Annotated in this window: 14 protein-coding genes; 7 read left to right on the plus strand and 7 right to left on the minus strand. The window is 69.8% G+C overall.

The features are described 5' to 3' along the window. Nucleotides 1–234 precede the first annotated feature (234 nt). Nucleotides 235–1,122, minus strand: a complete 888-nt coding sequence (locus ACFXK0_RS27970; RefSeq protein ID WP_379414013.1) for a helix-turn-helix transcriptional regulator — start codon at nucleotides 1,120–1,122, stop codon at nucleotides 235–237. 86 nt (nucleotides 1,123–1,208) lie between these two features. On the opposite strand from ACFXK0_RS27970, the gene ACFXK0_RS27975 reads away from it, so the two are divergent. Continuing rightward, nucleotides 1,209–1,955 carry an SDR family oxidoreductase gene (locus ACFXK0_RS27975; protein ID WP_379414015.1) on the plus strand — a complete coding sequence of 249 codons (747 nt, stop codon included), beginning with the start codon at nucleotides 1,209–1,211 and terminating at the stop codon, nucleotides 1,953–1,955. 158 nt (nucleotides 1,956–2,113) lie between these two features. Here the strand turns inward: ACFXK0_RS27975 and ACFXK0_RS27980 are convergent, their stop codons facing one another. Then, nucleotides 2,114–3,358 (minus strand): arginine deiminase, encoded by a 1,245-nt coding sequence (locus ACFXK0_RS27980; RefSeq protein ID WP_379414017.1) that lies wholly within the window; start codon nucleotides 3,356–3,358, stop codon nucleotides 2,114–2,116. Nucleotides 3,359–3,385: 27 nt separating this feature from the next. Further along, nucleotides 3,386–4,828 (minus strand): basic amino acid/polyamine antiporter, encoded by a 1,443-nt coding sequence (locus ACFXK0_RS27985; RefSeq protein ID WP_379414018.1) that lies wholly within the window; start codon nucleotides 4,826–4,828, stop codon nucleotides 3,386–3,388. A 309-nt stretch (nucleotides 4,829–5,137) separates the two neighbouring features. Here ACFXK0_RS27985 and ACFXK0_RS27990 point away from each other — a divergent pair, with 309 nt between their 5' ends. Continuing rightward, the gene (locus ACFXK0_RS27990; RefSeq protein ID WP_379414020.1) at nucleotides 5,138–5,602 is read left to right on the plus strand and encodes a hypothetical protein; all 465 of its coding nucleotides are present in this window, start codon (nucleotides 5,138–5,140) and stop codon (nucleotides 5,600–5,602) included. Nucleotides 5,603–5,796: 194 nt separating this feature from the next. On the opposite strand, the gene ACFXK0_RS27995 is transcribed toward ACFXK0_RS27990, so the two are convergent. Genes ACFXK0_RS27995 through ACFXK0_RS28010 form a run of 4 tightly spaced genes read right to left on the minus strand, consistent with a single transcriptional unit; the run spans nucleotide 5,797 to nucleotide 9,282 of the window. After that, nucleotides 5,797–6,879, minus strand: a complete 1,083-nt coding sequence (locus tag ACFXK0_RS27995; protein WP_379414021.1) for an NAD(P)H-dependent flavin oxidoreductase — start codon at nucleotides 6,877–6,879, stop codon at nucleotides 5,797–5,799. Next, complete coding sequence (locus ACFXK0_RS28000; protein WP_379414023.1) at nucleotides 6,876–7,637, minus strand: CoA-transferase subunit beta; 762 nt, start codon at nucleotides 7,635–7,637, stop codon at nucleotides 6,876–6,878. Before ACFXK0_RS28000 ends, ACFXK0_RS27995 begins: the two co-directional genes overlap by 4 nt. Beyond that, the gene (locus ACFXK0_RS28005; RefSeq protein WP_379414024.1) at nucleotides 7,634–8,512 is read right to left on the minus strand and encodes a CoA transferase subunit A; all 879 of its coding nucleotides are present in this window, start codon (nucleotides 8,510–8,512) and stop codon (nucleotides 7,634–7,636) included. Before ACFXK0_RS28005 ends, ACFXK0_RS28000 begins: the two co-directional genes overlap by 4 nt. Before the next feature lie 5 nt (nucleotides 8,513–8,517). Further along, the gene (locus ACFXK0_RS28010) at nucleotides 8,518–9,282 is read right to left on the minus strand and encodes an enoyl-CoA hydratase family protein (protein ID WP_355270823.1); all 765 of its coding nucleotides are present in this window, start codon (nucleotides 9,280–9,282) and stop codon (nucleotides 8,518–8,520) included. Between the two features lie 69 nt (nucleotides 9,283–9,351). Here ACFXK0_RS28010 and ACFXK0_RS28015 point away from each other — a divergent pair, with 69 nt between their 5' ends. From ACFXK0_RS28015 to ACFXK0_RS28035, 5 genes are all read left to right on the plus strand, one after another. Then, nucleotides 9,352–10,128: an SDR family oxidoreductase gene (locus tag ACFXK0_RS28015; RefSeq protein ID WP_379414026.1), complete on the plus strand. Its 777-nt coding sequence runs from the start codon at nucleotides 9,352–9,354 to the stop codon at nucleotides 10,126–10,128. A gap of 30 nt (nucleotides 10,129–10,158) precedes the next feature. After that, on the plus strand, nucleotides 10,159–11,070 hold the full coding sequence (locus ACFXK0_RS28020; RefSeq protein ID WP_379414028.1) for an SDR family oxidoreductase: 912 nt from the start codon (nucleotides 10,159–10,161) through the stop codon (nucleotides 11,068–11,070). Between the two features lie 203 nt (nucleotides 11,071–11,273). Continuing rightward, nucleotides 11,274–12,803, plus strand: coding sequence for a hypothetical protein (locus ACFXK0_RS28025; RefSeq protein ID WP_379414030.1), 1,530 nt, complete (start codon nucleotides 11,274–11,276; stop codon nucleotides 12,801–12,803). 11 nt (nucleotides 12,804–12,814) lie between these two features. After that, entirely contained in the window at nucleotides 12,815–13,330 is a 516-nt protein-coding gene (locus ACFXK0_RS28030; protein WP_379414031.1) for an ImmA/IrrE family metallo-endopeptidase, read from the plus strand. Then, on the plus strand, nucleotides 13,327–14,361 hold the full coding sequence (locus ACFXK0_RS28035) for a hypothetical protein (RefSeq protein WP_379414032.1): 1,035 nt from the start codon (nucleotides 13,327–13,329) through the stop codon (nucleotides 14,359–14,361). The genes ACFXK0_RS28030 and ACFXK0_RS28035 overlap by 4 nt, the downstream gene beginning before the upstream one ends. The last annotated feature ends 146 nt before the right edge of the window (nucleotides 14,362–14,507 follow it).

Raw genomic sequence — 14,507 nt, forward strand, 5'->3', positions numbered from 1 at the left:
GCGCCGAACCGGCATTTTCGTGCAATCGGAGTGCCCCGAGTCAGTATTCCGACTGAGCGCCCCTACTTTGCACGTTTACGCCGGGCCCGACGACGTTCCGTGCCCTGCCATCCCGGCGGCCAGCGATCGTGACCATCGCACCGATCGTGGCGGCGGCCGGCTGACCACGGGTGGCCGTGCGCTGGCGATCCAGCGCGATCATCCGGCATTTTCGTGCAATCGGAGCGCCGCGAGTCAGTATTCCGACTGAGCGCCCTTACTTTGCACGTTTACGCCGGGCCTGACGACGTTCGGTGGTCCTGCCACCCCGGCGGCCAGCGCCGCGAAGACCTCCGCCGTCGGTGAACCCGCGTCGGCGCAGTAGACGATCAGCCGCTGGTCGGTGTCGGCGATGTGCAGTTCCTGGCATTCGAACTCGAGCGGCCCCAGCTGCGGATGGCGGATGTGCTTGCGGTGTGTGCGGCGGACCGCGACATCGTGGTCGGCCCACATCGCCGCGAAACGTGGTGCGGTGCCGAGTAGTTCGGTGACCAGGGCGGCGAGCGCGGGGTTGCCCGGGTAGCGGGCGTAGGTGGCGCGCAGTTCGGCGACGGTCGAGCGCACATAGCGCTCGGTGTCCGGGTCGTCCCAGGCGGGGTCGTCGGTGGGCATGAGGAACATCCAGCGCACCAGGTTGCGTTCGTGGTCCTCGACGGTGGCCAGGTCGCCGATGAAGGCGGTGGCCGCGCGGTTCCAGACCAGGACCTCGAAGGACGCGTCGACCACATAGGCCGGTGCGGCCAGGTTGTCGAGCACGGTGTGGATCGCGTGCGGGACCACCCGGTCCGGGCCGGGCACCGGCGGCGGGCTCTCACCGGTGACGCGGAACAGGTAGTCGCGTTCGTCGACGGTGAGCATCAGCGCCCGCGCCAACGCGGCGAGCACCTGCCGCGACGGCTTGGCGCCCCTGGCCTGCTCGACGCGGATGTAGTAGTCGACCGAGATGCCGGCCAGCTGGGCGACTTCCTGTCGCCGCAATCCGGGCGTGCGGCGCGGGCCCGCATCGGGCAGACCCACATCGGCGGGCCGCAGCCGGGCCCGGCGGGTGCGCAGGAAGGCCGCCAGTTCATCGCGTTTCGGCACGTCCCCAGTCTGCCGCAGCACCGGTGAGCCTGGGTGGTACAGCTTGGTCCTCCCGCGCCGACGCCGCCGCTGCCACGCTCGACCACATGACCACCACAGCCTTGATCACCGGCGCCAACAAGGGCATCGGTTACGAGACCGCCCGCGCACTGGCGGCCCGCGGTATCACCGTCCTCGTCGGTGCCCGCGATCCCGGACGCGGTGCCGCCGCCGTCGCGAAGCTGCGCGCGGAGGGTGCCGACGCAGCGGAAGTCCAGCTCGATGTCACCGATGCCGCGTCGATCGCCACGGCCGCCGCGCACATCGATGAGCGGTTCGGCGCGCTCGACATCCTCGTCAACAACGCAGGCATCGCGGGCAGTTTCGGCGCGCCGTCGCAGACCGACCTGGCGGTGCTGCGCGAGGTGTACGAGACCAATGTGTTCGGCGTCGTCGCCGTCACCAATGCGATGCTCCCGCTGCTGCGCCGCGCCCCGGCCGCCCGCATCGTCAACGTCTCCAGCGAGGTCGGCTCGATCGCCATGATGATGGACCGGGACGGCCCGATGTGGCAGGCGGCGGCCGTGCCGTACCCGTCGGCGAAGACGGCCCTCACCATGGTCACCGCCATGTACGCCAAGGAACTCTGGGACACCCCCATCAAAGTCAACGCCGCCAATCCCGGCTACTGCGCTACGGACTTCAACGCCCACAGCGGTTTCCGCACTGCCGAACAGGGCGCCGAGGTGAGCGTCCACCTGGCGACCCTGCCCGCCGACGGCCCCACCGGACAGCACTGGGGATACCGCTGGGGCGCGACCGACGGCGCGGAGTACGGCATCGTGGCCTGGTAGCTCCGCTCAGAACTCGAGGGCGTCGCGGACCAGCGGGCCGGTCATGCAATACCCGCCGCCGCGGCCCTGGCCGAGGTCGGCCGGCTCAGAACTCGACGGCGTCGCGGATCAGCGGTCATGCAGTGCCGCCGCTGCGGCCCCGGCCGAGTTCGGCCCGCTCAGAACTCCACGGCGTCGCGGACCAGCGGGCAGGTCATGCAGTGACCGCCGCCGCGACCCCGGCCGAGTTCGGCGCCGACGATGGTGATCACCTCGACGCCTTCCTTGCGCAGGGCCGCGTTGGTGTGGGTGTTGCGGTCGTAGGCGAACACCACCCCCGGCTCGACGGCGACCAGGTTGTTGCCGCTGTCCCATTGCTGGCGTTCGTTGGCGTAATAGCCGCCGCCGGTCTCCACCACCCGCAGTTTCGGCAGGTTCAGCGACGCGGCCACCACATCGAGGAACGGCGCGGTCTCCTCGATGACCTCGACGCCGGGGGCGCGATCACTGGGCCGCAGGGAGAACGGGCGGATGCCGTAGACGATGTCGGGATACACCGTGACCAGGTCACGGTCGGCGAAGGTGAACACGGTGTCGAGGTGCATGGCCGAGCGCAGCTTCGGCATCCCGGCCACGATCACCTGCTCGGCGGCGCCCGCCTCGAACAGCGCCCCCGCGACCTGCGTGATCGCCTGCCGCGAGGTCCGTTCACTCATCCCGACCAGCACCACCCCGTTGCCGACCGGCATCACATCGCCACCTTCGAAACTGGCCAGCCCCCAACTCTGTTCGGGATCACCCCACCAGATCCGCGCGCCGGTGAAGTCGGGGTGGAAGGCGTAGATCGCGGCCATCAGCAGCGTCTCGTCGTGGCGCGCGGGCCAGTACAGCGGATTGAGCGTGACGCCGCCGTAGAGCCAGCAGGTGGTGTCGCGGGTGTAGAGGGTGTTCGGCAGCGGCGGCATCAGATATTCGCGGACCCCGGACTGTTCGCGCGCCAGCGCCAGATAGCCGGAACGGAACTCGGCGGGCAGGTCAGCGGTGGCGAGGCCGCCGATGAGGTAGGTCGCCAGGGTGCGGTCGTCGATCGAGTGCAGGTAGGCCCTGGTGTCCTCGATCAGTCCGAGCCCGACCTCGTTCGCCACGATCTTGCGCTCGAGGATCCAGTCCTTGGCGCCGGGCACGGCGAGGGTCTCGGCGAGCAGATTGTGCAGTTCGACCACCTCGACGCCGCGGTCCCGCATCTTCGTCATGAAGTCGAAGTGGTCGCGTTTGGCGTTCTGTACCCACAGCACGTCGTCGAAGAGCAGGTCGTCGCAGTTGGTCGGGGTGAGCCGCTCGTGGGCCAGGCCGGGCGCGCACACCAGCACCTTGCGCAGTGTGCCGACCTCGGAATGGACGCCGAACGCGGTGGTTCCAGTCATTTCTGCTCCTCGGGAGATCGGGCGGACTCAGATCGAGATGGCCCCGGTCGCCAAGCTGACGATGCCGATGACGGCACCGAGCGCGACGACGGCGAACAGGGCCGCCTCCCACGGCGAGAAGACCCGCTTGCCCGCCTCGCGCCGGGTCAGCGCGAACAGGATGGTGCCTGGCGCGTAGATGATGCACGACAGCAGCAGGAACTCGAGTCCGGCCGCGACGAGCATGAACGCGGTGTAGAAGGTGGCGACGAAGGCGATGACGAGTTCTTTGGTGCGGTCGCCCGGCCGGATTCGCTGGTAGGTCTCCCTGGTGTAGGCGAGCTTGAGCGCGTACGCCGCGGCCAGCAGGTACGGCACCAGCGACAGCGAACTGCACAGTTTGAGCGTGAAGGTGAAGGCGTCGTCGGAGAACAGCGTGGTGACCAGCACGAGCTGGATCAGCACGCTGGTGAAGATCAGCGCCACCACCGGCACCTTGGCGTCGTTGACCCGGGCCAGGAACGAGGGCATGTCCCGGTCCTTCGCCGCCACGAACAACACCTCGGCGGCCATCAGCGTCCAGGCCAGGTAGGCGCCGAGCACCGAGATGATCAGGCCGATACTGATGAACCAGGCACCCCAGGCGCCGACCGCGGATTCGAAGACCGGCGACATCGACGGCTGCTGCGCGCCGGCCAGTTCCTCGCGCGGCATGATGCCGAACGACACCATCGTCACCGACGCGAAAATAGCCAGCACACTGAGGAATCCGAGGACGGTGGCGCGGCCGATGTCCTCGCGTTTGCGCGCGTACCGCGAGTACACGCTGGCACCCTCGATGCCGAGGAACACGAAGACCGTCACCAGCATGGTCGAACGCACCTGTTCGACCAGCGATTCGGAGTACGCGTCGCCGCCCCAGAAGTTGTCGGCGAAGACGCGCGCGTCGAAGAAGAACAGCAGCACCACGATGAACACCAGGATCGGCACCAGCTTGGCCACGGTGACGATCTGGTTGATGGTGGCGGCCTCCTGCACCCCGCGCAGCACCATGAAATGGAACGCCCAGATACACACCGTCGACAGCAGCACCGCGGGCACGGTGTTGCCCTCGCCGAAGATCGGCAGCACCTGCCCGAGGGTGGATTTGATCAGCACCCAGTAGCTGACATTGCCGACGCAGGCGCTTGCCCAGTACCCGAACGCGGAGAAGAAGCCGAGGTACTCGCCGAAGCCGGCCTTGGCGTAGGCGTAGACCCCGGCGTCGAGGTCGGGTTTGCGCACGGCCAGCGACTGGAAGACGAACGCCAGCATCAACATTCCGGTACCGGCGATGGCCCAGGCGATGATCGCGCCGAAGCCGCCGGTGGCCTGCCCGAAGTTGCGCGGGAGTGAGAAGACACCGGCGCCGACCATGGAGCCGACCACCATCGCCGACAGCGTCAGCAGCGGCATCGTCTTGGTTGTCGTCTGTTGTTGCGGGGCTGTCATCGCTACTCCTGACGGATCGGGTTCGGCGATGGGGCGGCCGCGGGCCGAGCGGCGAGGAGAAGCGCGGCAATCATCGCGCATACCGGTGTCGGGGCCGTCTGGACCTGCCGCTGACTCCCGGCGTCCATGCGACCTCCCGCGACGATGTCGATGTCCGGCAAATTCTAGGCGACCTGGCGTCGCCGACACCGGCTACGGGCGCGTGTCGGGCATTCGGGACCGAGGATCCGGTGAGCCGGGCGCCACTGGGTACTCCATGCTCGACGGTGGCGACGAGGTCACCGTGGCGAACCGAAGGGAACCGTAGTGATGCCTACCCACATCGGCCGCGTGGCCACGGTGGCGGCGGCGAGTGCCGCCCTGCTGCTCGGTACGACGACGCAGGCCGCGGCGGCCACATCGTTCGCGCCCGCCTACACGCTGGCGACCGGCTGGACCTGCGCCGGGCAGGTCGACGGCACGGCGATTCCGGGACCGAGCGACTACAGCGCGCCGGGGGAGGCCGCGGTGTATCTGCGTGGCACGTTCTGGAGCGCGACACCGGGCTCGCACGAGAGCGGCTGCACGGTGACGGCGACGGTCGAGTGGCGCAATCTCGACACCGGGGCGTCGGGGGCGAGCGCGCTGGTGGTGGCGGGCGGACCCGCCGGGCAGACCGGACGTGCGGTCGGCGTCGTCCTGCCCACCGGACCGGGGCGGATCGAGGCGAGCGTGCGCACCACACCGCTGGCCCACCTGCCCGGCAGCGCGCAGTTCACCGTCGACCCGCTCTGAGACGAAAGAAGCACCGGACCGGAGGCGCACTTCGTGGGTGCGCTCCGGTCCGGTGCTCTGGCCGCCCCGGCCCGATGGTGGCTCATCCATCGGGCCGGGGCCGGCTTCGCTCGCCGGATCAACGGCAGGGGTTGGGGTTGCCCAGGCGAGTCGGGGTCACCTGGGCAGTGCGGGCGGGCGGTGCCGCCCACGTCTCAGTGCTGATCGACCGCGGGTTCACCGGCCAGCGCCGCGACCGCCTGGATGCGGGCGAGGGCGTCGGTGACGATCTGGTCGATCAGCTCGGCCACGGTCGGCAGGCTGTCGATGATGCCGGTGACCTGGCCCGCGGGCAGCACACCGGCGTCGGTGCGGCCCTCGACCAGACCGGCCTTGGTCAGCATCGCCGAGTTGGCCGCCATCACGACCTGCGACCAGCTCAGGTCCTTGGTCTTGCGCATCGCCAGGCCATCGCGCATCAGCGTCGACCACTTCATGCCGGTCATCGACTTGAACTTGGCGGCGTTGCCGACCGCCGCGGACAGCCCGCGCCAGCCGCCGGAATGCTCCAGCTTGTCGACCAGTTCGGTGTTCAGCATCCGGTGCGGCATGCCGTCGACCTTCACCGACACCACCGTGTCCTGTAGGCCGCGCGCCAGGTATTCCTGCTTCACGGCCTCGGGCACGGTGCTCTCCTGGGTCAGCAGGAAGCGGGTGCCCATGGCGACACCGGCCGCGCCGTAGCTCAGCGCCGCGGCCAGACCGCGACCGTCGAAGAAGCCGCCAGCGGCGACGACCGGGATGTCGACCGCGTCGAGCACCGAGGGCAGCAGCAGCGTGGTGGCGACCGGGCCGGTGTGCCCACCGCCCTCGCCGCCCTGCACGATCACCGCGTCGGCGCCCCAGGAGGCCACCTTCACCGCGTGCTTGGCCGCGCCGATCGACGGAACCACCACCACACCGGCGTCTTTGAGCTTGGCGATCAGGTCCTTCTTCGGCGCCAGCGCGAAGGAGGCGACCTTGACCTGCTCACGGATGAGCAGGTCGATGCGCTCGGTGGCATCGGTCGCGTCGGCGCGGATGTTCACGCCGAACGGCTTGCCGGTGAGCGACTTGGTCTTGGCGACCGCCGCCTCGAGCTCCTCGAAGGTCATCGTGGCCGAGGCCAGGATGCCGAGGCCGCCCGCGTTGGCGGTGGCCGCGACCAGGCGCGGACCGGCGACCCAGCCCATCCCGGTCTGCACGACCGGATGCTCGATCCCGACCAGCTCCGTCAGCGGAGTCCGCAGCCGGCTCATGCCGCCACTTCCTTCTCCCGGAAACCCTTGGGGTCGAGCACGGTTCGGATGATCCGCAGCTCTTCTTCGGTGGGCAGCCGGGTCTCACCGGCGGTGCCGAGCTCGGCGACCTCGAAGGAGGTGTTCTCGGCGACCTCGCCGGCGCTCACACCCGGATGCAGCGACAGCGCGCGCAGAGTGTGGTCGGGGCCGTTGAAATCGAACACGCCCAGGTTCGTCACCACGCGGTGCAGGTGGTGGAAGCGGTAGGCCGGGTTCTCCGGATCGATACGGTCGTAACCGATTCCGGAGATGATGTCGACCTGATCGACGAACACCCGCTTGGTGTGCCGGGGCACGAAGTAGCTGGTGGCGTGGTTGATGGTGTTGCCCGGCGCGCCGCGCACACCGAACATCTGCCTGGTCGGCTGCTGTAACGGACCGAAGGCCGACAGGTTCTGGTTGCCGAACCGGTCGATCTGGTTGGCGCCCATCACCACGTGCCGACGGCCGGAGGCGACCACATCGAACACCTTGGAGAACGGAATCCAGCCCTCGACAGGGGCTTTCGCGCCGATCGCCGGAACCTCGGCGAAGAACAGGGCCTCGCCGTCGGACAGCAGCAGATCGGGCTCGAAAGTGAGCCGGGCCAGGCGCGCGCCGATGGTGGTGACCGTCGACATCGGGCTGGCCATGATCTCGCCCGCCCCACGGAAGATCTCCGCGGCGGCGACGACGCAGACTTCAGCCCGGGTGACGGTGAGCGATGCTGAACTCATTTCTGCTCCTCGGCGAAAGCGTGGACGGCGGCCTGGTATTCCTCTTCGGAGACGTCCAGGTAGCGGGCCTTGAACTCGGCCCAGGACTCGTCGGTCGCGGCGGCGGCGACGTAGTGCTTCTGGAACTTCTCGTCGCGCCCGTAGCTGCCGGAGAAGGTGAAGTGCGCGCCACCGGGCGCCTCCACGACACCGTCGACCAGCATCCGGTTGAGGATGATCGACTGCTGCGGAACGGCTTTCACCAGTTCCTCGGTCTCCACGACGCGATCCACCGAGACGTAGCGCCGCTCGGCGGCCAGGCAGTACAGGTCGTCGAAGTACGGGTCGACGCCGGTGTAGGCGGCATTGCCGTGCTTGTCGGCCAGATCCAGATGCACGAACGAGGCGTCCAGATTCAGTGCGGGCATGGCGACCAGGGTCTCGGTCCGGCCGTCGGCCGCCTGGTACGGCGACTCGACGGTCCGCAGCTCGCCCTCCCAGAAGTCGAGCACCGCGGAGCCGAGCCCCGCGCGGATCGGCAGGAACGGCAGCCGGGCCGCGGCGGCCTGGAGCCCGCACTTGACCATGCCCTCGTCCATCTCGCGCACGGTGATCGCGCCGGTGGTGCGCGCCTTGGCGAACCACGGGTCGTAGAACGGCGCCGAATCCAGCGAGACGAAACCGTAGTAGGCCTTGCGCACCTTGCCCGCCGAGCACAGCAGACCCAGATCGGGGCCGCCGTAGGTGACGACGGTCAGATCGGTGACATCGGAGCGCAGCAGCGCGCGCACCAGCGCCATCGGCTTGCGCCGGGAACCCCAGCCGCCCAGGCCGATGGTCATGCCGCTGCGCAGCTCACCGACAACCTCGTCGACCGTCATTCGCTTGTCGCGCATGGCGTTCACTTCTCCTTCTTCTGCGCGGCGAGATCGTCGTCGAAACGCGCCCGGATCTCGTCGGCGACGCCGGCGAGGTTGAGCTCCATGGTGAAACCCTGCTCGTAGCGGTAGGAGCGGTGCACGTCCTGCACGTCGATGCCGTTGAGCGCGCGCTTGGCGGCCCGGATCACGCGGCCGTCCTTGTTCGCGATGTTCTTGGCGACCTCCATGGCCGCGGCGTCGAGCTCGGCGCGCGGCACCACCTGATACACCGACCCGTAGTGGTGCAGCTGCTGGGCGGTGAGCTTGCCCGCGGTGTAGAACATGGTCCGCATCAGATGCTGGGGGACCAGCCGGGCCAGGTGGGTGGCCGCGCCGAGCGCGCCCCGGTCCACCTCGGGCAGACCGAAGGTGGCGTCGTCGGAGGCGATGATCACATCCGAGTTGCCGACCAGGCCGATGCCGCCGCCCAGGCAGAAGCCGTTGACGGCGGTGACCACCGGCACCTCGCAGTCGTAGACCGCGGCGAAGGCGTCGAAGCAGCCGTGGTTGGCGCGGATCAGCGCCGTGTGGCCGGTGTCGGCGTTCATCTCCTTGATGTCGACGCCGGCGTTGAAGCCGCGTCCCTCCGCCCGCAGCACGACCACCCGGGTTTCCGGATTGCGCCCGGCGGCCCGGACGGCGTCGGCCAGCGCGAACCAGCCGTCCGACGGCAGTGCGTTGACCGGCGGGTAGTCGACAGTGACGACTTCGACGCCCTCGGTCTCGGTGTGACGGTTAATCCCCATCGCGTGTCCCATCGTGCGCGCCTCGGCATACCCGAGACAAAGCAAGCAATTGCTTGGTAGGTTAACACGGTGGCTGTAGAAATCGACCTTTCCGAGCAGATCGTTCTGGTGACCGGCGGCGTCCGCGGTGTCGGCGCGGGCATCAGCCGGGCCTTCCTCGCGGCCGGCGCAACCGTGCTGACCTGCGCGCGCAGGCCCGCCGACGAGCCGATCACGGTGGGTGAGCGCAGCACCGAACACCTCACCTGCGATGTCCGCGATACCGACGCCGTCGCCGCGATGTTCGACCAGATCCAGGCCACCTACGGCCGGCTCGACCACGTGGTGAACAACGCGGGCGGCGCCCCCTTCGCCCTGGCCGAGGCCGCGAGCCCGAAATTTCACGCCAAGATCGTGGAACTGAACCTGCTCGCGCCACTGCTGATCGCCCAGCACGCCAATGCCCTGATGCAGAAACAGGACACCGGCGGCTCGATCGTGATGATCACCAGCGTGAGCGGCCACCGCCCCTCCCCGGGCACCGCCGCCTACGGCGCGGCCAAGGCCGGACTGGACAGCCTGACCGGCTCACTGGCCGTCGAATGGGCGCCCAAGGTCCGGCTGAACTCCGTCGTCGTCGGCCCGGTGGAAACCGAACTCAGCCACCTGCACTACGGCGACGCCGACGGAGTCGCCGCCGTGGGCCGCACCGTCCCGATGGGCCGCATGGCCCGCCCCGCCGACGTCGGCAGCGCCGCGATCTTCCTGGCCTCCCCCCTGGCCGAACACATCACCGGCGCCACCCTGCTCGTCCACGGCGGCGGCGAACGCCCCGCCTTCCTGGACGCCGCCAATACCAACCACTGATTTCACGAGAACGAACACAGGAGCTTCAACATGGGAGACCAGCTGATCTGCGCGGGGCGCACGGTGATCGTCACCGGCGCGGGCCGGGGTATCGGTCGCGCGCACGCGCTCGCCTTCGCCGCGGCCGGTGCTCGCGTCGTGGTCAACGATGTCGGCACCGCCCTCGACGGCGCCGCCACCACCGAGACGCCCGCCCAGCAGGTGGTCGACGAGATCGTCGCCGCCGGGGGCGAGGCCGTCGCCAACTATGACGATGTCGCCGACTGGGAGGGTGCGCGCCGGCTGATCCGCCAGGCCGTCGATACATTCGGTGGGCTGGACGTGCTGGTCAACAATGCCGGCTTCGTGCGCGACCGGATGCTGGTCAACCTGGGCGAGGACGAGTGGGACGCGGTCGTGCGCGTGCACCTCAAGGGCCATTTCGCCACCATGCGCCATGCCGCCGAGTACTGGCGCGGTGAGGCGAAGGCCGGTCGTCCGGTCGACGCCCGCATCATCAACACCAGCTCCGGCGCCGGTCTGCAGGGCAGTGTCGGCCAGGGCAACTACGGTGCAGCCAAGGCGGGCATCGCCGGGCTCACCCTCACCGCGTCGGCGGAGTTCGGCCGCTACGGCGTGACCGTCAACGCCATCGCGCCCGCGGCCCGCACCCGGATGACCGAGACCGTCTTCGCCGACACCATGGCCGCCCCGGATGCCGGCTTCGACGCCATGGCGCCGGAGAACGTCTCCCCGCTGGTCGTCTGGCTGGGCAGCACCGAGTCGGCCGGGGTGACCGGCCGGATGTTCGAGGTCGAGGGCGGCAAGGTGGCCGTGGCGCAGGGCTGGCGCCACGGGGCCCCGGTCGATCGCGGCGCCCGCTGGAACCCGGCCGAGCTGGGTCCGGTGGTGGCCGAACTGATCGAGAAGAGCGTGCCGCCGGAGCCGGTTTACGGCGCATAGCAAACTGTGCGGCGCAGGCCCGGGTTCACCGCCCGGGCCTGCGCTTTTCCCATTTCACGGACGTTCAGTGGGCTTGACGACTCTTGCGCTCTCCTGCGGGCCTGCACGGCCGGGTTTACGATGGGCTACTGTTCGTCGATCCCGGAATGTGTCGCGACCGGGGGTGTAATTCTGCGCTGAACTACTAAGGGGATGACAGGCGCATGGCCATTGGTCGCATGTTGCGCGTATTTGCCGCCGCGAGTGTGCTGGCCGGCTGTGCCCTACTCGGGCCCGCGGTCGCCGTCGCAGCACCGGAGAACCCATCGACCCCCGCCGCCCAGGGTAGCCCCCCACACGAGCAGCTGAGCTTGCCCAGCGGCTCCGGCGACAATGGCCTGGGCACCCGCGATCGCGACAACTGCCCGAGCGCCGGTGGCCAGGCCGCCCAGTGCGCCGGCGACGGTCAGGACAGTGGCACACCTGGTCAGCTGAGCCTGCCCGGCGGCTCGAGCGCCACTGGCCCCGACAACCGTCGGCAAGACAACTGCGCGGGCGGTGGTCAGGGCGCCGCTCAATGCCAGGACAACGGCGCACCGGGTCAGCTGAGCCTGCCCAACAGCGCGGGTGGCAGCGGCGCGGGTAATCGCCATCGCGATAACTGCCAGGTCGGCAACGGGGGGGAGTGCGCCGACGGCGTCCAGGACAACGGCACACCCGGTGGGCTGAGCCTGCCGAGCGGCTCGGGGGCCGGTGGACCCGATGCCGCCGGGCAGGGCGCGGATTCCGCCGATCAGCCGCCTCGATCCGGCGCTCCGGTAGCCGAAGACGAGTGGCAGCCGCTGGGTATTCCTGGCCAGGTCGCGCAGGACGTGCCCAAAAAGGAAGTCGCCGGTTCCGGTTCTGCCTCGGGGTCGGCCGCCGTGGGTGCCGGTTCGGCTGCCGCCGGTCTGGCTCTCGGTACCGGTTCGGCGGGACTCGGCCTGCTGCTCGGGACCGGTTCGGCCGGTGTCGGGGCCATCCTCGGTACCGGTTCGGCCGGGGTGGCCGCAGTCCTCGGTACCGGTTCCGCTGGAGTCGGCGCGGCGCTGGTCACCGGTTCGGCCGGGGCGGCCGGCGTGCTCGCGACGGGTTCGGCCGGGGCCGCCGCCGTGCTCGGTACCGGTTCGGCAGCGGTCGGTTCGGCTGCCGCCGGTACCGGTTCCGCCGCGCTCGGTCTCGGGTCAGCTGTGCTCGGAACAGGCTCGGCCGCAGTCGGTTCCGCCGGTATCGGGTCCGCGGCGGTCGGTTCGGCCGGTGCGGGTTCGGCCGCGACAGGTTCGGCCGCGGTCGGGTCGGCGGCCGTCGGTTCGGCCAGCCCGCTGCTCCTGCTGCTGATACCACTGCCGTCACCACCGGCCGCCCCCGCCTTACCGTCGATCGCCCTGCCGCCCGCACCCTCGGCGCCCTCGGTTCCGGTGCCGAATATCGCTGTGGCAGCACCGCTTCCGGCTGAAGTCCCGCCGGCTCCCGAGGCACCCGCACCCCCGGCGCCCGCCCCGGCCCCGGCGTCCGCCGCCGCGCCGAACCACGCCTTCAAGCCGACCAGTGACAACAGCGGACTGCCCGAACCCGAGCTGCTGTCGGTGATCGGCGGCCTGATCGCGCTCACCCTGGCCGGAACCGGTTCGGGCGCAGTGAGTTTCCAAGGTGCCGCAGCCGCCCAAGCCCGGGTGAACGCGGCGCGTGCCGAGTTCTTCGGACCGAGGTCGTGAGGGGATCTTCGATGAGCAAGAGCAAGACCCAGAGCACCTCCCGGTCCTATCGCCGCGTCGCCGCCGCCGTCGACGCGGTGTGCGCGGTGGCCGCCGACTCCGACGCGACCACCCTCGACGAGGTGGTCGCGGCGGTCTCGCTGGAACGTGATCGCGAGATCGAGATCACCAGCGCCCAATTGGGGCCAGGGGTGTGCGGTCAGCGCCGGTTCTATCCCGAACGCGACATCATCGTGCTCGCCGACGCACTGCCCAGCCGCGACCACACCCTCGCCCACGAACTCGGCCACATCGTGTTCGACCACGAGGGCGCGGCCGCGGTGGAGACCACCCTGGAAGTCAGCGACGACCTGATCGCCTACATGCTCAGTCAGCGCGCGCACGCGCAGATCGTCGAGGACGGCTCCGACGACCTCGCCGAATGGGAGGCCGAGACCTTCGCGGCCATGCTCATGACCCGCCTGCGCGTGTTCAACAACCGGGGCGCAGGCGTCTCGGTCCTTCGATTCGATGAGGCACTCGGATGACACTCTGGTTGACAGCCCTGCTGGTCTGGGTTGCCGCGGGTGCGCGAGTGGGTCGCGTGCTGGTCAAGCCGGCGACGACCGCCCGCGTCGCCATCGTCGTCGCGGTCGCCGCCGTCGCGTTCGCCTCGACCGTCGCCATTCCCGATGTCGCGGTCGCCGTGGACAACCTGCTCCCCGGCGGCGTGCACAACGGCTGGTTGTCCACCGGCCTTGTGGTGTCGGCGTGGATCCTGTTCACCACCGCGACCTCGGTGGTCGCCTCGGCGGCCTGGCCGGTGGTGTCGCGGCGCAATCTGCGCCAGGTCGCGCTGGTGGTCTACGGCATCGGCGCGCTGGCGATCGCGATCACGCTGGCGTGGTCGTTCACCTTCGGCTGGATCGTGGTGGCGCTGGGCGCGGTGTTCATCGTGACCACCGGTCTGCGCAATCTGGACTGGACCACCCTCGGCCGCGGCATCGCGATCTACACCGCGGGAACGGCTTTGGTCGCCGTGCTCGCGGTCGCCAATGCCGGTCGCGCGCTGCAGGACGCCGTGCCGCCGCCGCCCGGTCAGCCGCTGTGGGGCTGGGCGGCCTGGGAGATCGCGAGCCTGCTGATCTCGCTGGGCGCGGTGTCGATCGTGATCGAGCTGTGGTGGCGGGCGCGGGTGCTGCTGCGCCGCATCCGGCCGCTGCACCGGCTGATGGTCGGCCGGTTCCCGGAGGTCGTCGCGCCGGAACAGAACGCCACCTCCGCGCAGTTGAAGGCCTCCGACCATGTCGCGCAGGTGATGGACGCGCTGTATCTGCTCTCCGGCAGCGGCATCGTCATCCCGGCCGCAGGCGAGCCACCGAACTCGGTCCCCGAGCGCGCCGCCGTCGTCGCCGAGTGGACCCGGAACCCGCTGGGGGAGTTGTTCGTCGACGCCCGCTGGATCGCCCCACCCCCTGGCGTGAGCCCCCGCGGCTGGGTCCTCGCCCTGGCTGGCAAGTACGAGGAAGTAGTCTCGGCCGCCGGTCCAGCCCCGAGGGCCACCGCCCCGCGCAGCTGACCCGACTCATCCACTGCGGCGAGGCCTAAAGGGGCCGAAAACCCCGCGGCACCAGCCGCGAATATCACTGTTCTCGGCCCGCCCGTCGTCTCTGGACTGACCGGAGGGTGCGACGAAGGAGTGCCCGTAGGGAGGGAAGAGACGGC

It is taken from the genome of Nocardia sp. NPDC059177 (genome assembly GCF_042755165.1).
Taxonomy (GTDB): Bacteria; Actinomycetota; Actinomycetes; order Mycobacteriales; family Mycobacteriaceae; genus Nocardia.